17 protein-coding genes are annotated in these 21,943 nt (G+C 46.7%); 5 read left to right on the top strand and 12 right to left on the bottom strand.

The genetic code is table 11. The annotated features are described in order from the left end of the window. Nucleotides 1-36: 36 nt before the first annotated feature. From queA to A8L45_RS13290, 3 genes are all read right to left on the bottom strand, one after another. Complete coding sequence (gene queA / locus A8L45_RS13300) at nucleotides 37-1,089, bottom strand: tRNA preQ1(34) S-adenosylmethionine ribosyltransferase-isomerase QueA (protein ID WP_068903062.1); 1,053 nt, start codon at nucleotides 1,087-1,089, stop codon at nucleotides 37-39. Between the two features lie 82 nt (nucleotides 1,090-1,171). Beyond that, entirely contained in the window at nucleotides 1,172-2,248 is a 1,077-nt protein-coding gene (locus A8L45_RS13295) for a serine protease (RefSeq protein WP_068903061.1), read from the bottom strand. A gap of 186 nt (nucleotides 2,249-2,434) precedes the next feature. Beyond that, nucleotides 2,435-3,448: a S1 family peptidase gene (locus A8L45_RS13290; protein ID WP_068903060.1), complete on the bottom strand. Its 1,014-nt coding sequence runs from the start codon at nucleotides 3,446-3,448 to the stop codon at nucleotides 2,435-2,437. Between the two features lie 199 nt (nucleotides 3,449-3,647). Between A8L45_RS13290 and A8L45_RS13285 the strand changes: the two genes are divergently transcribed. Continuing rightward, a complete protein-coding gene (locus tag A8L45_RS13285) occupies nucleotides 3,648-4,253 on the top strand; it encodes an acyl carrier protein phosphodiesterase (RefSeq protein WP_068903059.1) in 606 nt (201 codons plus the stop codon). Between the two features lie 75 nt (nucleotides 4,254-4,328). Here A8L45_RS13285 and A8L45_RS13280 read toward each other — a convergent pair whose 3' ends face one another. The 3 genes from A8L45_RS13280 to A8L45_RS13270 all read right to left on the bottom strand — a co-directional run bounded on the left by A8L45_RS13280 (nucleotide 4,329) and on the right by A8L45_RS13270 (nucleotide 9,090). Beyond that, a complete protein-coding gene (locus tag A8L45_RS13280) occupies nucleotides 4,329-5,912 on the bottom strand; it encodes an isocitrate lyase (protein WP_068903057.1) in 1,584 nt (527 codons plus the stop codon). 78 nt (nucleotides 5,913-5,990) lie between these two features. Further along, nucleotides 5,991-7,598: a malate synthase A gene (gene aceB / locus A8L45_RS13275; RefSeq protein ID WP_068903056.1), complete on the bottom strand. Its 1,608-nt coding sequence runs from the start codon at nucleotides 7,596-7,598 to the stop codon at nucleotides 5,991-5,993. A gap of 595 nt (nucleotides 7,599-8,193) precedes the next feature. Continuing rightward, a complete protein-coding gene (locus tag A8L45_RS13270; RefSeq protein ID WP_068903053.1) occupies nucleotides 8,194-9,090 on the bottom strand; it encodes a hydrogen peroxide-inducible genes activator in 897 nt (298 codons plus the stop codon). A gap of 130 nt (nucleotides 9,091-9,220) precedes the next feature. Here A8L45_RS13270 and A8L45_RS13265 point away from each other — a divergent pair, with 130 nt between their 5' ends. Then, nucleotides 9,221-9,823: a peroxiredoxin C gene (locus A8L45_RS13265; RefSeq protein ID WP_068903051.1), complete on the top strand. Its 603-nt coding sequence runs from the start codon at nucleotides 9,221-9,223 to the stop codon at nucleotides 9,821-9,823. 86 nt (nucleotides 9,824-9,909) lie between these two features. On the opposite strand, the gene phoU is transcribed toward A8L45_RS13265, so the two are convergent. From phoU to A8L45_RS13245, 4 genes are read right to left on the bottom strand one after another with little or no spacing between them, the layout of a single operon-like run. Continuing rightward, a complete protein-coding gene (gene phoU / locus A8L45_RS13260; RefSeq protein WP_068903153.1) occupies nucleotides 9,910-10,617 on the bottom strand; it encodes a phosphate signaling complex protein PhoU in 708 nt (235 codons plus the stop codon). Nucleotides 10,618-10,630: 13 nt separating this feature from the next. After that, nucleotides 10,631-11,449, bottom strand: coding sequence for a phosphate ABC transporter ATP-binding protein PstB (pstB, locus tag A8L45_RS13255; protein WP_068903049.1), 819 nt, complete (start codon nucleotides 11,447-11,449; stop codon nucleotides 10,631-10,633). A gap of 15 nt (nucleotides 11,450-11,464) precedes the next feature. After that, nucleotides 11,465-13,117, bottom strand: a complete 1,653-nt coding sequence (pstA, locus tag A8L45_RS13250; RefSeq protein WP_068903047.1) for a phosphate ABC transporter permease PstA — start codon at nucleotides 13,115-13,117, stop codon at nucleotides 11,465-11,467. A 15-nt stretch (nucleotides 13,118-13,132) separates the two neighbouring features. Continuing rightward, entirely contained in the window at nucleotides 13,133-15,295 is a 2,163-nt protein-coding gene (locus A8L45_RS13245; RefSeq protein ID WP_068903045.1) for an ABC transporter permease subunit, read from the bottom strand. Between the two features lie 240 nt (nucleotides 15,296-15,535). Here A8L45_RS13245 and A8L45_RS13240 point away from each other — a divergent pair, with 240 nt between their 5' ends. Genes A8L45_RS13240 through ppx form a run of 3 tightly spaced genes read left to right on the top strand, consistent with a single transcriptional unit; the run spans nucleotide 15,536 to nucleotide 19,686 of the window. Further along, on the top strand, nucleotides 15,536-16,051 hold the full coding sequence (locus A8L45_RS13240) for a glycine cleavage system transcriptional repressor (protein WP_068903043.1): 516 nt from the start codon (nucleotides 15,536-15,538) through the stop codon (nucleotides 16,049-16,051). Nucleotides 16,052-16,070: 19 nt separating this feature from the next. Further along, nucleotides 16,071-18,185, top strand: a complete 2,115-nt coding sequence (gene ppk1, locus A8L45_RS13235) for a polyphosphate kinase 1 (protein ID WP_068903040.1) — start codon at nucleotides 16,071-16,073, stop codon at nucleotides 18,183-18,185. Continuing rightward, nucleotides 18,163-19,686 (top strand): exopolyphosphatase, encoded by a 1,524-nt coding sequence (gene ppx, locus A8L45_RS13230; protein ID WP_068903037.1) that lies wholly within the window; start codon nucleotides 18,163-18,165, stop codon nucleotides 19,684-19,686. Before ppk1 ends, ppx begins: the two co-directional genes overlap by 23 nt. A gap of 54 nt (nucleotides 19,687-19,740) precedes the next feature. Here ppx and A8L45_RS13225 read toward each other — a convergent pair whose 3' ends face one another. Further along, nucleotides 19,741-20,661: a PstS family phosphate ABC transporter substrate-binding protein gene (locus A8L45_RS13225; RefSeq protein WP_390336094.1), complete on the bottom strand. Its 921-nt coding sequence runs from the start codon at nucleotides 20,659-20,661 to the stop codon at nucleotides 19,741-19,743. Nucleotides 20,662-20,687: 26 nt separating this feature from the next. Beyond that, nucleotides 20,688-21,943, bottom strand: a 1,256-nt coding sequence (gene phoR, locus A8L45_RS13220) for a phosphate regulon sensor histidine kinase PhoR (RefSeq protein ID WP_068903033.1), incomplete at its 5' end; no start/stop codon positions are given.

Genomic DNA, 21,943 nt, shown 5'->3' with positions numbered 1-21,943 from the left:
CCGGTGATCAAACGCCACCAGTTTTAAAAGTGGTCTTTATCCGTTCTTACGGGTAACAAACATTGCGTCACCATAACTGAAAAAGCGATATTGGCTATCGACTGCTTCACGGTACGCTTTCATTACATTGTCATAACCAGCAAAAGAGCTGACCAGCATGATCAATGTTGATTCTGGCAGGTGAAAGTTCGTGACCAAACAATCAACCAGTTGCCATTCGTAGCCGGGATAAATAAAGATTTGTGTATCGTCGAAAAACGGCTGAAGTTCGGTGCCCTGCTCTTTTGCCCGTTGCGCTGCGCTCTCTAATGAGCGGACTGAGGTGGTGCCAACAGCAATAACCCGTCCACCACGTGCACGGGTGGCTGCAATCGTATCGACGACTTCCTGAGAGACTTCTGCGTATTCGGCATGCATAACATGCTCGAGGATATTATCGACACGAACTGGCTGGAAGGTGCCCGCACCGACATGCAGGGTGACGAATGCAGTCTCAACACCTTTCTCTTTCAGTCTGGTTAAAATGGCATCATCAAAATGCAGACCTGCGGTAGGGGCGGCTACTGCTCCCGGCTTCTCATTATATACAGTCTGATAGCGCTCTTTATCAGAATCTTCATCTGGGCGATCAATGTATGGTGGCAGAGGCATGTGCCCCACCTCGTTCAGGATATCAAGTACCGCACGATCACCTTTAAAGCGGATCTCGAACAAAGCGTCATGACGGGCTACCATTTCTGCCTCGAAGTCATCTTTTTCACCGAGGAACATTGTCGTGCCCGGTTTAGGCGCTTTTGAAGAGCGGACATGGGCAAGGATAGAGTGCTCATCAAGTACCCTCTCCACCAGTACCTCCAGCTTACCGCCGGACGCTTTACGACCGAATACTCTTGCCGGGATCACGCGGGTATTATTGAACACCATGAGATCGCCAGGCTCAACCAATTCAAGGATGTCTGTAAACTGGCCATGATTGAGTGCGCCAGAATTGCCATTGAGCTGCAGTAAGCGGCTGGCAGTTCTATCCGGCTGCGGATATCGCGCAATCAGTTCATCTGGAAGGTCAAAGTGAAAATCGGTTACTTGCATTAAAAAAAGCCCCCTATAAAGCAGCTCGACAGTATAGGCCGATCGGCCGCAATATCAAGCCTAGGGAGCTTCGGGGGTCAGGTTAGGATGGTAATTTAAATGAACGGCGGCGCTGAAGGCCAAACAGCCCGATCAAAACAAAAAGTACCCATTGGATTGCACCCGCTGACTGGTTTTGGGGCTCAGACTGAACGGATAGGGGCGTCGATGGGTAATCCATTTCGTCAGGATCAAAGATATCAACGGTAAACCTTGATTCTGTAGACTGATATCCTCCCTCGATTGTCTTATCTATCCAGTTGAAGTAACTACTTACCTGTGTAAATACATCTTCCCGATAGGTGAGACCGCACCCCTCTGCGGAGCCGAAACTGACAATTCCGACAACTCGGTAACCACGGTCAGCGTCCGCTGTGTGGCTGGGGTCTTGCCAAACCAAAGGACCACCTGAATCTCCGCTGCAGGTTCCTGTTGCACGGCGGGGGTCACTGGCGCAGATATGCGCATATCCCGGGTAATCATGATCCATCCAACTACATTGATAATCTGGTATTCCGGTCAAGTGAGTTCGGTATAAATGGCCGTCGTTCTGCAAATCTGTTCCTGTTTTACCCCACCCAGAGACAAATAAATTTTTGGTTTTTCCAGACTTAAATTCACTATCCAGTTCAACCTGCTTGGAAGGTGGGAGTAGGCGGATAGGTTTCACACTCTCTGGTAACGATGTGGACAGTTTGAGTAAGGCAAGGTCGCCACGAAGATTGGCTTCCTTATAATCGGTATAAATATGAGCCTCTGACACTTGGTAACCACTGTTATTAAAGTTAACCGCTCCACGGTAAGTGAAGCCCGCATAGACTCTAATCCTACTTGGCTCGATAGCTTCTACCTTGCCATCTTTGTGGTTACTATCGACACAGTGGGCTGCAGTCAGAATATACTCCCGACTGATCACAGCACCACCACAGGTAAAGTTGCCGGCCACCAAATAGACCTGCCATGGTACCTCACCATTCTGTGCGGGTTTGCCCGCAACAATGTATGGGCTAACCGTTGGTGGCGTCATTTTATCAACTTGTTGTGTATTCAGTTCGGCATAGGAGATGCCACTAAGAACTACATTTAGCGCCAGAAAAACAGACAGGCTATAAACACTCATATTCTGAACCACTCAATAAAAACGTTATTGATAGTTACAATATTAAAACGAGTGTCTTATTAATTAGACTGGTTTTTATTTGTGACAAATGATCACAAAGATCTGGTGATTGATCTGATTAAGATCACAAAAAAGGTCAAAAAGGCTTTTAATGGTACTTTTTCCTCTCCATCAACGGCCGACATATTACAAAACGTGACGTATTTTGGCGTCATCACCCCTTCCGTAACGGAATAAAAAGAGCAATATCATAGCGAAACAATAGCTCCCGCCAGACTTTTCATCAGATAACGAGTTCTCATCGTTTGCAGAAAGAGCCGCTTTTTCTTGTCGGGGACAAGAGTTGACCGACTGCATACACTGACTGACCCAGTTGAGGTAACTGGATGTTTGGGTATAAACATCAGGCGCAACGCCAGAGCCACAAGGGTTCGCCGCTTTGTAGCTGACAATCCCCACCAGTGTTGCTCCTCTGTCTGTATCGAAAAGACGGTCAGGATCGAACCAGACGAGGGGGCCTCCGGAATCACCAGAGCACGAGCCAGTTCTCAGTGATTCGGCGCAAATAAAGATAGAGGAATAATTAGCAACAGATGTCATCGTTAGCCCCCAGGATGTAGCACAAACCTGATCGGAAACTAGCGAGAGATTCACTTTCTGGAGATAGGGAGAATACCCGCTACGTGACGGTAGCACACTCCCCCAGCCTGTGAGCTGCAAACTGTCATCCTCACTATCTGCTACCCGGTTATCGAGGGTCATTTGCACCCGGTTATCAGCGATTTTTATATTCTTTGCTCCTGACGCGGAAGAAAGGTAAAGCAGTGCAATATCATTACTCACCTGATCTGCACGGTATGCAGGGTTAATGAATATCTGATTTACTTCACTAATTTCACCGTCTGTCACTTCATAGAGATTGGGAGGTATATAGGTCGTTCCTGAAACCACTTGTATCGCGTTCGGCTCATACAAGGCACCAGAAACTTTGTGAAGACAATGCGCAGCTGTTAAAAACCAGTTGGGTGCGACAGAGACAGCACCGCACGAAAACGATCCATTTACGAAAAGTGCCCCTTGCCAAGGTGCATCAGATAACCTTGCGTTATCACCATTGATGACCCGAGGGCTCATATACGCACTTGCTCCAGTCGAAACAAGTAAGATGAAAAGTACCATGAGTCTTGCTAACGTAAGCATCTCTGATCCTTGATGAACGGCTTCGGTGAGACTGCCCAAGTAAAGCGTCTTCTCACCACAATCTCACTTGGTTCGGGAATACTACTCTCGCTATTCAGCAGAAACCCATGCCCTTCATAGTCATTACCATGGCTAATAAAGTGATCGATATGATCGACGAGAATGAGGGGCAGTGCTGTCATTTTTATGAGAAAATTTAATGAACTATCTTGCTCATCTTCACATTGCGCATCATTGCGGTAGCGAGTTAACTGGCAATCTGGCGGCTGATTTTATAAAGGGAAAACCGGATGGACGCTTCCCAAATAAAACGGCTGAGGCTATTTATTTACATCGGTTTGTCGATCGCCATATAGACCTGTTGCCAGAGAACAAAAAGTGCCGTCACGTATTCGATAAATCACTTTATCGTTTCAGCTCGATAGCCCTGGATATTTTCTGGGATCATATCCTAGCGAGAGACTGGGATGATTTTCACCCTTCCTCACTGGAACACTTTGTCAAAGAAAGCGAGAGAAGATGTCGTCTTGAGCAGAAAACGATTGCTGGCTTACCCGAAAAATACCTAACAATATCTGATTTGATGTGGCAACAGGAGTGGCTGCTCTCATACCAGTCATTTGATACAGTCAGTCATGTCCTTCAGCGTATGTCTGTTCGGAGCGCTCGCATGGGCCCACTTGCACTATGTCATGATGTGCTAGCCTCACACTATGACACTATCGCCGCTGAATTTGCGGTCATTTACCCCATGGTACTGAACGCAGCCAAGAATTTTTCAATTAGACCAGGTACAACGGTATAAATAACCAACATAAAAAAAGGCCGCATGAATGCGGCCCAATTACGTGTACTTGTCGTTCTTTTTATTCTCTAACCATTAACCGAACTGGTTCATGGTATTGTCTTTACCTGCTGCTTTCAGGGCCTGATCGCCAGAGAAGTACTCTTTGTGATCATCGCCCATGTCAGAGCCTGCCATGTTCTGGTGTTTAACCGTAGCGATTCCTTGACGGATCTCTTTACGCTGAACACCAGCAACGTATGCAAGCATACCCTCATCACCGAAGTAATCTTTCGCCAGATTGTCAGTAGACAGAGCGGCTGTGTGATAAGTCGGCAGCGTGATAAGGTGGTGGAAAATACCCGCTTCGCGAGATGCATCTGCCTGGAAGGTACGAATCTTCTCATCAGCCTGTTTGGCCAGTTCGGTTTCATCGTACTCAGTGCTCATCAGATTAGCTCTGTCGTAAGCAGACACATCATCACCTGCCTCTTGCATCGCATCGAAGATTTGCTGACGGAAGTTCAAGGTCCAGTTGAATGACGGTGAGTTGTTGTACACCAGCTTGGCATTAGGAATCACTTTACGGATTTCGTTAACCATGCCGCCGATTTGAGATACATGTGGTTTTTCTGTTTCGATCCACAGTAAATCTGCGCCGTTTTGCAGGGAGGTGATGCAGTCAAGAACACAACGCTCTTCACCAGTACCTTGGCGGAACTGGAACAAACCATTTGGCAGGCGCGCAGGTTTAACCAGCTTGCCGTTTTGTTTGAACACTACGTCGCCGTTCTCCAGCTTGTCAGCATCAACTTCTTCTACTTCAAGGAAGCTATTGTACTGGTCGCCCAGATCGCCTACTTCCTGAGTCACAGCAATCTTCTGAGTCAGGCCAGCGCCCAGTGAATCAGTACGGGCAACGATCACACCGTCATCCACGCCAAGCTCAAGGAAGGCATAACGGATAGCATTAATTTTTGACAGGAACTCAATGTGAGGAACAGTAACCTTACCGTCTTGGTGACCGCACTGTTTGACGTCAGATACTTGGTTCTCTATCTGGATACAGCAAGCACCTGCTTCAATCATTTGCTTAGCCATCAGATAGGTCGCTTCTTCGTTACCAAAACCAGCATCTATATCAGCAATGATTGGTACAACGTGCGTCTCGAAATTATCGATTTTTTCCTGAATAGCAGGCTTGTCAGCATCAGATGCTGCATCCAATTGACGGAACAAACCACCCAGCTCTCTTGCATCGGCCTGACGCAGGAAGGTGTAGAGCTCTTCAATCAGCGAGGCTACAGACGTTTTCTCATGCATTGACTGGTCAGGAAGTGGGCCAAATTCACTACGCAATGCAGCAACCATCCAGCCAGAGAGGTAGAGGTAACGGCGTTTTGTCGACAACAGATGCTTTTTAATAGAGATAAGCTTCTGTTGACCGATAAACCCATGCCAGCAACCGAGTGACTGAGTGTACTGAGAAGAATCGGCGTCGTAGTTAGCCATATCTTCGCGCATGATCTTTGCCGTGTAGTTAGCAATATCAAGGCCCGTCTTGAATTTGTTCTGCAATTGCATTCGCGCAACAAACTCCGGGTTGATAGCGCTCCAGGCACTGCCTTCGCGTTCGATTAGGTTTGCAGCTTGGTCAATTTTGGTTCTGTAATCAGTCATCTGTCGTCCCTTCTAACTCTATGACTAAGGCATTTGATGCCTTTTCAGTTATTGTGCTTCACATTCCAGAGGCTTCTGTTAATCAAGCAATTCATAACCCGGCAGGGTTAAGAAATCAGTGAGATCATCACTGGTAGTCAGTGACTCCATCATGGAAGCTGCCTGTTCGTAGCGACCATTGTTGTATTTCTCTTCGCCCAGCTCTTGCTTAAGCACCACCATTTCCTCTTCCAGACACTGTCTGAAGAAGTCTGCGGTGACGATTTTGTCGTTGCTGAGCGCTTTACCATGTTTGATCCATTGCCAGATTGAGGCGCGAGATATCTCGGCAGTTGCAGCGTCTTCCATCAAGCCGTAAATCGGTACACAACCATTGCCAGAAATCCAAGCCTCGATGTACTGAACAGCAACGCGAATGTTGTGACGCATCCCTTCTTCCGTACGTTCACCTTCGCTCGGCGCTATCAGCTCGACAGCGGTTATCGGTGCGTCTTCATCTCGTGATACGTCCAGCTGATTAATACGCTCGCCCAACGCTGCGTCAAAAACTTCTTTTGCTGTGTCAGCAAGACCCGGGTGTGCAACCCAAGTACCGTCATGACCATTATTGGCTTCAAGAGATTTGTCGCTTTTAATCTTATCCAATACCCATGCATTTTTTTCAGGGTCTTTAGACGGTATAAATGCTGCCATGCCGCCCATTGCCATTGCACCACGCTTGTGACATGTCTTTACCAGCAGACGCGAGTATGCGTTGAGAAATGGTTTATCCATAGTGACCACCTGACGGTCAGGCAGTACGCGGTCAGGGTGATTTTTGAAGGTCTTTATGTAGCTGAATATATAGTCCCAACGGCCGCAGTTTAACGCCACGATGTTATCTTTCAGCGCGTGCAATATCTCGTTCATTTCAAAAACAGCAGGCAGGGTTTCAATTAAGACTGTTGCTTTAATCGTGCCCCTTTCGAGCCCGGCGTGATCCTCAGCAAAGCTGAATACATCACTCCACCATGCCGCTTCTTGATAAGCCTGAAGCTTGGGTAAATAGAAATAAGGACCTGAACCATTCTCCAGAAGCTGTTTATGGTTCCGGTAAAAATACAGTGCAAAATCAAACAGCGACCCTGGGATTGGCTTACCTTGCCAAAGTACGTGTTTCTCGGTCAGGTGCAGACCACGTACGCGGCAAATAAGCACGGCAGGATCTTCATTGAGCTGATAATGCTTGCCGTTTTGTGAATTGGTGAAGGTTATGGTTCTGTTTATGGCGTCAGTCAGGTTTCTTTGGCCATCAAGCACGCCGTCCCAGGTGGGTGAAAACGAGTCTTCAAAGTCCGCCATAAACACCTTAACATTGGCGTTCAAAGCGTTTATCACCATTTTCCTTTCTGGCGGCCCCGTTATTTCAAGTCGGCGATCTTGTAAATCTTGCGGTATACCCTTAATCGTCCAGTCGCCATCACGAATTGATTGGGTTTCAGGAAGAAAGTCTGGCAGACCCCCGTTATCAAATTTTTCTTGTCTTTTAACTCTTTCGGCCAGTAAACCTGGCACTCTGTCAGCAAACTTTTCCACTAAAGCGGATAAAAATGTTAGCGCGTCCTCACTCAGTACATCAGTATGACTTTTAGTGATTTCTGGTTCTAACTGCAAAGCGTGACGGGAAGATACAGAATTTGTACCCATCGTTATTCTCTCCTTGACCAAATGTAACTTAATCACGACATTTATTATTTTTCACTGGGCAGCAATTCCATCACCCCCAGAGTGGTTAAATAGTAAACTGCCGCAAATATCGCAAGAAATCAATAGAAGAAAATTTTATGCTTTTACTTATAAAAAGTCTTAACCAATGAAAATCAAGTACTTAACTATTTTAGAGCATTAACTCAAAACGCTGAATTAAAACAAATTTTAGTGTGATGTATGGATAGGTCAATTTATAGCCAGAGAATCGCTTTTTGAAAGTCATTACGTAATAAAATTACAAATAAAGGTATAAAAAAACGCCTTTAATTAGGCGTTTTAAACTGGAAGTAAGATCACTAATATATCTTAAGGCTTTATTTAGTATGGTTATACATTAAATTAAATTTATCATTTTCTATCAAGATATTTAGTTACAGCCGAATTTTTAAGTATCAGACATTTGTAACTTGATAACCGAATTTGCTTTCATACTCTACGCGGCACTTTATATATAAAACGGAATTAAATATCGATATTTTTACTTTAAACCAGCTAATTATTCCAAGTTTTAGCTTTATATTAAAATGGTGACTCAGAGCAGCTCTTCTACCACACTAGCAAGTGCTTCGAATGTTCCACTTCTGCTTGACGTCGGACGCCAAACCAAGCCAATTTCTCGATACGCTTCTCTGCCCGGCGGGTCGACGACAACAAGGTCAAGGTTATCCAAAAGCCCGTGATCTATAGCCATTTGCGGAATGAAGGTTGTCCCAAGTCCATTTGCAACCATCTGTACCAAAGTATGTAGGCTGGTCGCAGCAAACGGATTAATTTTCTCATTACTGGTAAGCCTGCAGGCAGAAACAGCGTGATCAGTAAGACAATGCTCTCGATCCAGCAAAAAAACTGATTCATCGGGTAAATCGCGGTAGCGCATTGGAAATTTTAGCTTTTCAGCTTCTCGGCGACTCAGAACCATACGAAATTTATCATGGCCGACAATACGGCTGTCCATAGCACCAATATCCATGGGTAATGCCAAAAGCAAAATATCAAGCTCACCATGCTTGAGCGCATTCAATAAATTTGCAGTGGTGTCCTCTCTCAGCAACAAATTCAGATCGGGAAAGCAGTTATTGACCCGCTTTACCAATTCTGAGAGAAGGAAGGGAGCGATCGTCGGTATGCAACCCAAGCGGAGATTGCCATGCATAGGTAGTTCACTGACTTTTGTTATCTCTAAAAGATCCTGACTCCGAGCGAGAATTTCACGGCTTCTTTTCACCACATCTTCACCGATTGCCGAGAAAACCAGTGTTTTATTATCACGCTCAATCAACCGGGTTCCAATGAGGTCTTCAAGGTTCTGAATACCAGAGCTCAGCGTCGATTGGCTGACAAAACACAGCTTGGCTGCCTCACCGAAATGCCTTGTTTCGTAAAGCGTCACAAGGTAGTGTAACTGCTTGAGTGACGGAAATTTAGTCATCGTATTTTCCGATTACATTAATCTATTAATTCCACTTTTTTCAATCTAACAATTCCATTATAGTTTGTCCCGGAATTACTAATGGACTTGGGCACTTCTGCCCGATTTCTACATATTTAGGAGCTGAGAAATGGTATTAGTTGGCCGTCAAGCCCCAGATTTCACTGCAGCAGCAGTACTGGGCAATGGTGAGATCGTTGATAACTTCAACTTCAAGTCTCACACTGAAGGCAAGAAAGCAGTGGTTTTCTTTTACCCACTGGACTTCACTTTTGTTTGTCCTTCAGAGCTGATTGCTTTCGACAAGCGTTTCAACGACTTCCAAGAAAAAGGTGTTGAGGTAATCGGTGTATCTATCGATTCTCAGTTCTCTCACAACGCTTGGCGTAACACTGCTGCTGAAGATGGCGGTATTGGTCAGGTTCAGTACCCACTGATTGCTGACGTTAAGCACGAAATCTGTAAAGCATACGACGTTGAGCACCCAGAAGATGGTGTTGCTTTCCGTGGTTCTTTCCTGATTGACGAGAACGGTGTTGTTCGCCACCAGGTTGTTAACGACCTGCCACTTGGCCGTAACATCGACGAAATGCTGCGTATGGTTGACGCACTGAACTTCCATGAGAAGAACGGTGAAGTTTGCCCAGCACAATGGGAAGAAGGTAAAGCAGGTATGGACGCGTCACCAACAGGTGTTGCTGCATTCCTGAGCGAGCACGCTGAAGAGCTGTAATTTCGATATAACAGCTTTGAAAAATGCGAAAGGTCCCTTCTGGGACCTTTTTTATGTCTGAACGTAAGATACAACGGCAGCAGCGTTTACTTTAAAAGCTTTTCCATTTCTTCGCGATTGGTATGGCGAACATCCTTACCTTTAACGAAGTAAATGATGTACTCACAAATATTCTGACATCGATCCCCCACGCGCTCGATCGCACGTGCGGCCCACATAACTTTCATGACATTAGGAATTGATCGCGGATCTTCCATCATGTATGTCATCAGTTGTCGGACAATAGCTTCATATTCTCTGTCCAAGTCATCGTCGGATCGATAAACCTTCATCGCAGCTTCCACATCCATCCGCGCAAAAGCATCAAGCACATCATGTAGCATTCTGGCTGCTTTGCGTCCCAACGCTTCCAGCGAGACCAGAAAAGGTTGTTGTTGGTTAGTAAAGTTTTCCAGCGTAGTACGTGCAATACTGTCAGCCACATCTCCGATACGTTCGAGATCGGTAATGGTTTTGATGATGGCCATAACAAGCCGGAGATCGCCAGCAGTTGGCTGTCGTTTGGCAATGATTCGAGTGCAGGCTTCATCAATAGATACCTCCATTGAATTCACTTTGTGATCTTCTTTGATCACCTGCTTTGCCAAATCAAGGTCCTGATAGTGGATAGCATGCAGGGCATCTGTAAGCTGTCGTTCAACCAGTCCCCCCATCGCAAGTACATGAGTTCTTATCGCCTCCAGCTCAATATTGAACTGGCCAGAAATGTGGCGACTGATGTTATTGTTGCTCATGGGTTGTCTACCTCTATCCATATCGTCCCGTAATGTAATCTTCCGTATGTTTAAATTTAGGTGTTGTAAAAAGAGTATCGGTGTCAGCGTATTCCACCAGACGGCCAAGGTTAATAAAGGCTGTTTGGTCGGAGACTCTTGCTGCCTGCTGCATATTATGGGTAACAATAACAACAGTATATTTGTGCTTGAGCTCATTGATAAGCTCTTCAATGGTCAAAGTCGAAATCGGATCGAGCGCGGATGTTGGCTCATCAAGTAATAAAACCTTCGGCTCGATGGCAATCGCTCTGGCGATGACCAACCGTTGTTGCTGACCTCCCGACAAACCAAAAGCGTTATCATTAAGCCTGTCTTTGACCTCATCCCAAAGCGCCGCCGCCTGCAATGAACGTTCTGCGGCATCATCCAACACTCGGGGATCTTTGATGCCCTGTAGACGAAGGCCATATATGACGTTTTCATAGATAGACTTGGGAAATGGGTTAGGTCTTTGGAACACCATTCCCACCTGCCGTCGTAAGCTGGGGACATTTACATCATTGTCATAAATGTTTTTTCCGTTGAGTAATACCTCACCCTCTACCCGACAGCCGTCAACAAGGTCATTCATCCGGTTAATACATCGCAACAATGTTGACTTACCACAGCCTGACGGCCCGATAAATGCGGTCACTTTGCATTTTGGAACACGCATGCTGATCTCAGACAATGCACGAGTGTCGTCATAAAACAGGCTCAGCTTGTCAATCTCCAGCGCCGTGTCTTCGTCAGACAAGGAAGAGAGGTTAATGGGTTTAGGGAAGCCTGCACTGGCATCAAATGAAATCATCTCGTTACTGTCCTGCTATATATCCTGTTCCAGTGCCATGTACTTTTCTCTCAGCTGGTTGCGAACCGCCACCGCTAAAAGATTGAGACCAACCACAACGGTGAGAAGTAAAAAAGACGTCGCATAAACCATCGGCCTCGCTGCCTCAGTATTGGGGCTTTGGAAGCCTGCGTCATAAATATGGTAACCAAGATGCATGAACTTTCTCTCAAGGTGGAGATAAGGAAAATTTGCATCAAGAGGTAGGTTAGGGGCACTTTTTACGACCCCCACCAGCATGAGAGGCGCAACCTCACCTGCTGCACGTGCAATGGCCAAAATTAACCCCGTCATCATGGCAGGTGTCGCCATCGGTAACACTATCCTGAAAAGGGTCTCTGACTTTGTCGCGCCAAGAGCCAGTGAGCCATGTCTTACTGTTTGCGGGATTCGGGCTAGTCCCTCTTCGGTTGAGACAATAACAACAGGCAGAGTCAATAATGCAAGTGTCAGCGACGACCAAAGAATGCCTGGTGTTCCAAATGTCGGAGCGGGTAAAGATTCAGAATAAAACAGCTGATCAATTCCATCACCGACAAAATAAACAAAAAAGCCGAGGCCAAATACACCATAAACAATCGAGGGAACACCTGCCAGATTAGTGATCGCAATCCTAATGGTGGTCGTCAGCCAGTTTTTCTCCGCGTACTCATGAAGGTAGACGGCAGCCATCACGCCGAGTGGCATCACCAACACAGACATCAGCAATACCATGAGAACAGTACCGAAAATAGCGGGAAAGACGCCGCCCTCTGAATTCGCATCTCTTGGCTCACCAACAATAAATTGCTTCACTTTAGCAAGCCAATGCACCACTTTATCGGTCGTCGACATCGCATTTGGATACCAAACATCCATGATCAGAGATACAGGCACCGCGACCATTTCACCATGGCGATTTTTAACATTCAGATCATCGGCGGCCAATAGACCTCTGGCCTTGATTAATTCTGATTCCAGCGTTTTATACTGCTGGTTTAACTCTTCCTTTTCCTGCTTCAATGTTTCAGGAATCGTCTCACCCTGCTGTTCAAAGGACCTTTCCTCTAGCCTAACCTTCTCAAGCAAATAGTTGATACGACCAATCTGTCGCTTCTCAATATCTAGGATCTTATCAACCTGTCGGCGAGTCAGTTCCAATAATACTCTCAGTTCCTCATTGTCAAAGACCCGGCTATGCAGTTGACCATCATTAATGAAGCTTACTGGCTTTCCGTAAAGCACACTGCCACGGACACGCTCAATCACCGCCAAATCTTTTGACGCTGTCATCCGCACCAGATCCTGTTCAAGAACGGAAATAAAATCGTGGGCCTCGTTCCCTCGATCACCAATCCTGATCAGATAGCGTTTCTGCGAGGCTTCGTCAGGCGCAACAACGTCAATACCTGACTCGATGAGCTGTCGGGTGGGAACGGATGACTGCTGATAAATTTGCCCGTAAAAAGTATCAACTTCACCCTGATTATTTCGAACATCAAACTTATAAACACTCGCGGGCCAGAAATACTGCAACCCTTGCCAGCCAATCAGCAAGGTAACGCCGAGTAAAGCGAAAATACACAGACTGATCATGCCACCACTCAACCAAATCCAAGTGGGTGATGTTATCTTCCGGCTATTACTCATGACTTTTTTACCATCTTAGAGTGCACTGTATTTGTCGCGCATCTTCTGACGAACCAGTTCTGCTATCGTGTTGAAAAAAAATGTGAATGCAAATAGAGCCAGTGCCGTGAGAAAAAGTACCCTAAAGTGAGAGCTACCCACCTCTGACTCTGGCATTTCAATCGCAATATTCGCTGACAATGTTCGTAACCCCTCCAGAATATTCCAATCCACCAGTGGCGTGTTTCCTGTCGCCATCAACACAATCATCGTCTCGCCGACTGCTCGACCAAACCCCATCATCGCAGCGGCAAAGATACCCGGGCTGGCTGCCAGAAGTACAACATTTCTGAGGGTTTGCCAGTGAGTGGCACCTAGCGCTAACGAACCATTAGTCAGATGTCTGGGGACAGAGTAAATTGCGTCCTCTGCAATGGTAAAAATCGTCGGCACGACAGCAAATGCCATCGCAATTGCAACGACAAGAGTGTTTCTCTGCGTTAGGTGAATACCGAAGTGATTGCTGAGAAATATCTTGGCATCTCCTGCCATCCACACCCATTCAAGCCACTGTCCTAGGTAGAACAACAATGTTCCAGACACCGCAATCAGGATGAGTAGCAGGTATAAATGCTGATGAAGAGCCCACTTTTGACTCCATACCTGCGGCAGCTTTCCCCATACAAAGCCCGCCAAAACAAATGTTAATGGCAATCCAATAACCAAAAGCAGGACAGATAAAACATTTTGTTCAACGATGGGCGCTAACCAAAGACCTGCGAGAAAACCCAATATGACAGTGGGTAAGGCCTCCATAAGCTCTATGGTCGGTTTGATAACATTGCGCACTCGGGTCGGCATAAGATAAGCAGAGTAAATCGCCCCCCCGACAGCGAGGGGAATTGCCAACAACAGAGAAAAGAAAGCGACCTTAATCGTACCGAAAAGTAACGGAAAAATGCTTAGCTTGGCTTCTACATTATCGTCAGCAGACGTCGACTGCCAAACGAAAGCGGGTGCAGGGTAATTCTCGTACCATACCTTATTCCAGAGTGAGTGGATGCTAACATCAGGATGTGGATCATCAATCTTATATAACTGCCATTGGCCGTTTTGTTCCGAAACCAACACACGTGAAGATGTCGATAGGCCAATATGTGTGACACCTTTGAGTTCTGGAAAAGAGAAACGAGATAACACCTCACTCACGGTATGCCAAATAGAAAGCGTGCCAGAAGTATCGAGTCCAACCACAGCTTTATGGTGCGCCTCTGAAGATAACGCTGTCAGAGGTTTGCTATTCTCGCTCTTTCGAATCAGGGTAAGGCGTCGTTTACCGTCCTCCAGTACTTCAAACCATTGGCTGATTTGACCATCTGCAGTTTGAACCAGTAGCGAGCTGCCGCCAGAGAGCAATGAGAGATTTACAGGCTGTGAGTTCAGTGCCTTTTTAAGATTGATGCTGTCCGTCAGTGTTAGCCCGGAGTCTCTGACCGTAAACCGACGTAACTGGTCACCCGCCAGTGTGAATAATACGCTGCCATCCTGCGTGAGGAGGATCTTCGTGAACTTATCAGCATCAAGAACCTGAGAAAAAATATTGGTAGTGCCCGAGTTTCTGACAATGATGACTTGATTGTCGACGAGCCCCGCAAGAGTCAGACCACCGGATTTCAGTCCAAACGTTACCGCCTCGACTGCTTTTCCATCAGTGAGCTGGATAGAGGGGTAAGCGACGGCTGCTGTGGGAGCTGTCTTTTCGCCGGGCACAGGTAGCGATAAAGTATTGAACACCACACTGCCATCGCTCTGGCCGTAGGCTGTAATCGTTTTTTTACCGGGTAGAGCGAAGAAACTGGAGGCGTTATCAGACAAAGACAGCACTTTAACACTGGTCTTTGGATTCTTAGGGTCAAAAACTGACAGCTTGCCATTATCCGAGTAACGAAAAACAGAGGATTGAAGATTGTCTACACCAATGTGGACAGTGTTTCCGGACAATGCAAAGGTAAACTCGTCTTTTTTCTCGACAGACGCAGATTTCAACAGCGGCATAGTAACAGCGAACAGATAGACAAATATCAGTAAAAGTACTGCAAGCACTATTGTGCCGCCGACAGTGACAGTCAGTCCTGTCGCTTTGTCCTTCAACTGCCTGATGACGTCGCCCTGTATTGTGATGTCGCTGGCGCTTGCCATTGTTACCTCTGAATATGATTCAATCGTACTATATTATGACTTTTTGATGACACTCATGTTACAGGCAGAGTTATTTTATTGAATTCATCATTTGTAATAAAAGTGAAATAGAATAGTTCTACCCTTCGCGATATTGATGCAAAACACAGTTTAGCGCTCCTTATACGCGCAGTAGTAGACAGCTATTCAAGGGGCCTCAATAATGACTCTCTCAATGAATCAGATTGTCAGAGGTTAGCGATGAAACAGCTGGTTATAACACTTATTGGTCCAGACCGGGCAGGCTTGGTAGACCAGATCTCCAACATCATTTATGATCACCAAGCGAGTTGGCAAGCAAGCAGCCTCTCTAACCTCGCAGGCATGTTCGCTGGCATCATCTTAATTCAGGTTTCTGACAACCTGGTTACCCCTCTTCGAGATGCACTCTCTGAAATCAATGGACTTGATGTCGTGATCAATGAAGGAGAGAAGAGTCCGGAGTCTCAGGTCATGCAGCATCACCAGTTGTCAGTCACAGGCAACGACCGTCCGGGTATTGTTAAGGAAGTCAGCCAAGCGCTTGCATCGTTTGGTATCAACATCAATAAAATGGAAACCCACGCTCAAAGCGCAGCCAACGCCGGCACCATGATCTTTAATGCACAGTTCCATCTGGACATTCCAGAATCACTGTCGCTCAATGATCTTAGGGAAAAGCTGGAATCTTTGTCTGACGATTTGATGGTGGAATTCGACAACAACGAAAGTCAGTGATTAGGTAAATAAGTAAATAATGAGCGTCGACAAGTACTATATCGAGAAAGAATTAAGCTGGTTATCTTTTAACGAACGTGTACTGCAGGAAGCGGCAGACAAAACCGTCCCAATTATCGAAAGAGTGAGATTTTTAGGGATATTTTCAAGTAATCTCGACGAATTTTATCAAGTCCGCTTTGCCGACGTAAAACGCAGAATCATCATCAACGAAGAACAGGGTGGTGATGACTCTGCCAAAGTACTGCTGGGTAAAATGCAGGAGAAAGTTCTTAAGCTAAATCAGGACTTTGATCACCTGTACAACGATATCCTTCTAGAAATGGCCCGCCGTCATATCTTTCTGGTCAATGAGCGACAGCTCACCGAGTTTCAGCAAACATGGCTGAAAAAATTCTTCCGAAATGAACTCCTTCCACATATTACTCCCATCATGCTGACCGATGATATGGATGTGCTGTCTTTCCTCAAAGATGCCAATTCCTATCTGACCGTGACGCTGAAAAAGGAAGGGGAGCCGCCAAAATATGCGCTGATCGAGATCCCAACGGATGATGTTGAGCGGTTTATTAAAGTGCCGGAGCCTAAAGGACGTCGCCGCAGAAAAACCATTATCTTACTGGATAACATCATTCGACTGTGTCTGGATGAGATTTTCCGTGGTTTCTTCGACTATGACACGGTCGAAGCCTATTCGATGAAAATGACCCGTGACGCAGAATATGACTTGACCAATGAGGTTGATCACAGCCTGCTTGAGAATATGTCTGACAGTCTTGATCAGCGTCTGACCGCGCTTCCCGTGCGTTTCGTTTATCAGCGTGATATGCCAAAGCCGATGATCAAGAAACTGACGACAATGCTCAAGATCTCAGACTACGACAGTTTGCTACCCGGCGCTAGATATCATAATTTCCGTGATTTTATCGGTTTCCCAAACGTTGGCATGCGTTATCTGGAAAATCCGTCGCTCTCACCTATTGAGTCAGCAGACTTCCAGCTCAATGACAACGCGTTCGACGCGATCAGCAATCGTGATATCTTGCTTTACTACCCATATCATACCTTCCAGCATATGACAGAGCTGGTTCGTCAGGCCTCTTTTGACCCGAAAGTACGCAGTATCAGGATCAATATCTACCGCGTAGCAAAAAACAGCCGAATTATCAACTCGATGATTGATGCTGCAAACAATGGTAAACGTGTTACCGTTGTCGTTGAGCTTCAGGCGCGCTTTGACGAAGAAGCCAATATTGAGTGGGCCCGTGTTCTGACGGATGCTGGTGTTAAAGTGGTCTTCGGTGCCCCGGGTCTGAAAATTCACTCTAAGCTTTGCCTGATCACCCGACGTGAAGAAGGTGGTGTACGTGAGTATGCCCACATAGGTACAGGTAACTTCCACGAAAAAACAGCACGAATCTACACTGATTTCTCATTGCTGACGGCAGATCGAGCCATCACCACAGAAGTTCGTCAGGTGTTTGATTTTATTGAAAACCCTTACAAACCTGCAAAATTCCGCCACCTTATTGTTTCGCCACGCAACTCACGAACTCGCTTGTATAAACTGATTGAGCGTGAAATTGAACATGCTAAAGCGAAGCGAAAAGCTGGAATCACCCTGAAGGTAAACAATCTGGTCGATAAAGGACTGATTGCTCTGCTTTACAAAGCCAGCAGTGAAGGGGTGAAGATCCGGATGATCATTCGTGGCATGTGTTCGTTGGTGCCGGGTGTTAAAGGAGTCAGTCAAAATATCAAAGCTATCAGTATTGTTGACAGATACCTTGAACACCCAAGGGTATTCGCGTTCGAAAATGGTGGTGAGCGTGATGTTTATATCTCTTCAGCTGATTGGATGACCCGCAATATCGATAACCGTATTGAAGTAGCCACACCAATTCGTGATGAGCGACTGAAAAACAGGATTATGGATATCCTCGAACTACAATTTGCTGACCGCGCAAAAGCTCGTGTTATTGATAAAGATATGTCAAATAACTATGTCAAACGCGGAAATCGTAAAAAAATTCGTTCACAGATCGAAATTTACGATTACCTTAGACAAGTAGAGCGACAAGAAAAACGTCTGGCGGAAAAGCAGAGAAACAATGATCAAATCAACGACAACTGAACGACCACGCGAAATTGCTGCTATTGATCTCGGTTCAAACAGTTTTCACATGGTTGTCGCCCGTATTGTCGGGCAAGGCCTGCAAATAATCAGCAGGCACAAACAGAGAGTCCGGCTTGGTGCCGGACTGGATGATCATGACAACCTCGACAATGCCTCTATCACCCGCGGGGTAGAGTGTCTGGCGATGTTTTCTGAGCGTCTTAAAGGGTTTGAACCAGAGAATGTTCGTGTTGCCGCCACACACACACTGCGGCAGGCTGCCAATGCTCATGTTTTCCTAAAGCGGGCAGAAACTGTGTTCCCCTATCCGATTGAAGTCATTCCGGGCGAAGAGGAAGCGCGCCTAATCTATTTGGGTGTCAGCCATACCCAACCCGGTGAAGGTAAACGCCTCGTCGTTGATATCGGCGGCGGAAGTACTGAGCTGGTAATTGGAAATAAATTCGATTCAAAGCTTCTCAGCAGCAAACACATGGGTTGCGTTACCTACAACAAGCGCTTTTTTCCTGACGGCAAATTATCTGCAAAGCATTTTGCCGCAGCGGAACTGTCAGCCGAGGGCAAGCTTGAGAGTATCGCTCAAAGCTACATAAAAAAGGGATGGGAGTCAGCGGTTGGCTCTTCCGGCACCATTAAGGCCATCAAAGAAGTGATCATCGCTCAAGGCTTTGATGATGGCGACATCACCCGCAAGCGCCTTGAGCATATCATCGAAAAGCTGATGGCGTTCACAACCCTTGACGAGATAAAACTTCCCGGTTTACCCGAGGAAAGAGTACCCGTCTTCGCGGCAGGTGTTGCCATTCTGTCTGGTACTTTCAGAGCGCTGAATATCGACCGCATGGTGTTTTCTGATGCTGCCCTGCGCGAGGGCCTGCTTTACGAAATGGAAGAGCGGTTTCAACACTCTGACATTCGGGCAAGAACAGCAGGCGATCTGGCTTCCCGCTACCATGTCGATCTCGAGCACGCGGCACGGGTTCAACAGGTCGCGGCAAACCTGTATGCGCAATGTGAGCCCAACCCGGGTAACAGGAAAACTGAACTGGGTGTTCTGCTGAGCTGGGCAGCGCTGTTGCACGAAGTTGGCCTCAGTATTTCACACTCAGGTTTCCACAAGCATTCTGCCTATATTTTGCAGAACACGAACCTCCCCGGGTTCAATCAGGAACAACAGACAGTTCTGGCATCCCTGACAAGGTTTCACCGAAAATCACTCAAGCTTCAGGAAATGCCTGAATTTGTGCTGTTTAAACCGAAGCAGATTTATCCACTTATCCGTTCTCTTCGGTTGGCTTGTGTACTCAATGTACAGCGCACTGATGAGGAATTGCCGGATATTGAGCTCTCAGCGCATGAAAAGGACTGGTCACTGACATTTCCGGAGGGCTGGTTGAAGTCAAATCGGTTACTCGCTGCTGACCTTGAGACTGAAAAACAATACTGGAAGGCTGCTGGTTGGAGCCTGACCATTTCAGAGACTGACAGCGATAAATAGACGCTTTTGAATAAGCGCCCACAAAAAAGCCGATGATACCATCGGCTTTTTTTATTACTGCTCAAGGCCCAACTCTGCAAACTGCTGCTGAATTAACTCATCAGGCAAGGGAACCAAGCCTTCATCTTTAACAAGCTGCTGTCCAATAGAAGAAAAAAGAAGCTTGATAAACTCAGCTTCGATAGGCGGCAATGGCTTACCCGGCACTTTGTTGAGGTAGATGTAGAGGTAGCGCGATAAAGGATAGCGGTTGCTGATCACTTCGTCTCGTAAAGGCGCGATGTAAGGTCCTGAAGTATCTCTGGCGACAGGCACCACTTTGACACCCGCCGTCTTGTAACCAAACCCAGCATATCCTATCGCACCCAGAGAGGAGGCAATAGACTGCACGACAGAAGCTGATCCTGGCTGCTCATTCACATCTGCACGGAAGTCGCCCTGACACAGGGCACGACTCTTAAAAAAGCCGTAGGTGCCGGATACCGAGTTGCGGCCAAAACGCTGAATTCCTCTTGCACGCCAACTGCCCAGCATACCCAGATCTCCCCAGCGTTCGAGTTGATGATTACCGCCACAGCGCAATGTCTGAGAAAACAATCCATCGACCTGCTCAAGTGTCAGCCCTTTTAGAGGATTGTCCTGATGAACATAGATAGCCAGTGCATCAACAGCGACCTTCAGTTCAACAGGCGGGTATCCATATCGTTGCTCAAACGCTTCCCGCTCGCCGGCTCGCATCGGCCGGCTCATGGTACCAAACTGTGCGGTCGACTCGACCAGAGCAGGAGTAGCAGTTGATGAACCTGATGTCTGAATTTGAACATTCACATTAGGATAAATGCGCTCGAAAATAACCCCCCAGTTGATCACCAGGTTTGAGAGGGTATCCGAGCCAACAATAGTGACATTTCCATAGAGCCCTTTTACCCGGGGATACTCAATATTTCGGCTATGACTGGGCAACGACACCAGCATCAATGTGATCAGCAGCCACCTTAGAGTCAGCATCTCAAACGCTCCGGCAGAGTGAAGGAAAACATACTGCCCTGCCCCACAGTACTGGTGATCTCCAGATTTGATTCATGATGACTCAGTGCATGCTTAACAATCGCCAGTCCGAGACCACTGCCTCCGGTTTCACGTGAACGGGCTTTATCCACCCGGTAAAAGCGCTCTGTTAACCTGTCGATATGCTGGGGGGCAATACCTTCACCACTGTCAATGACCTCAAGACGGGGACCCGTATGCGAGTCAAACCATTTAACCGTTACTGCGGCACCTTCAGGTGTATGCTTAACGGCGTTGTAGACAAGGTTTGATATGGCACTGCGCAACTGATCATCATCGCCATAAACCTTCAGCCCGTTATCAATCTCAAAGCAGAGTTTATGATCACTCTCACCACTCAGCGTCTGCGCCTCTTTCTGCAGAATATCCAGCATCGATGGCACATCAACAATATGATCAAGCTCAAGCTTGGCAGAGGCTTCAATTTTAGACAATGTCAGGAGTTGCTCAACCAGAGATTCCATTCTGGTGAGCTGCTCTGTCATGACTCCATGTGCCTTATCCCACATCGGACCCACCAGCATGTCTGGATCTTCTGACATTTCAAGATAGCCACGTAATACTGTCATTGGTGTGCGAAGTTCATGAGAAACGTTGGCGAAAAAGTTGCGTCGCATACCTTCCAGCTGCTTAAGCTGGGTAACATCCCGGACTACCATGAGGTATTCACCCTCTGCATACGGCATGGTCCGAAATTCCAATGTTGAACTGGCATTCACAGGTGACCGCATTTCAAGGGCATGATCAAAATCAGAATCAGCAAGGTAGCTGATAAATTCGGGGGTACGAATAAGGTTACCAATGTATTGTCCGGCATCAGACGGCATACGGAGCCCAAGAAGCTCTTCAGCCAGTTTGTTACACCAAACGATAGAGCCGTCGTAGTCGTACACGACAACGGCATCGGGAAGCGATTCCGCGCCGTTTCGGAAGCGGCGGATTAAATTGACCAAATCCTGCCGGCGACGGCGATTCCGTTTTTGTAATCGGTAGATACCACTGAACAGGGGTACCCAGTTTCCCGCGCCAGATGGTGGGGTTAAACTGCGTTCTTTCCAAAGCCAGTCAGACAGTCTCAGCTGGTGATAAAAATTCCACAGCAATACCAGCACACTTGCCAGTAATAACCACCATGCCAAGTCCCCGACCAGCAGACCTATGCCAATCCAAGGCAAATAAAAAAAGCCAG

The organism is Veronia pacifica (assembly GCF_001707825.1).
In the GTDB taxonomy this organism is placed as follows: Bacteria; Pseudomonadota; Gammaproteobacteria; order Enterobacterales; family Vibrionaceae; genus Veronia; species Veronia pacifica.
This window is presented reverse-complemented; position numbering and strand designations above follow the sequence as displayed.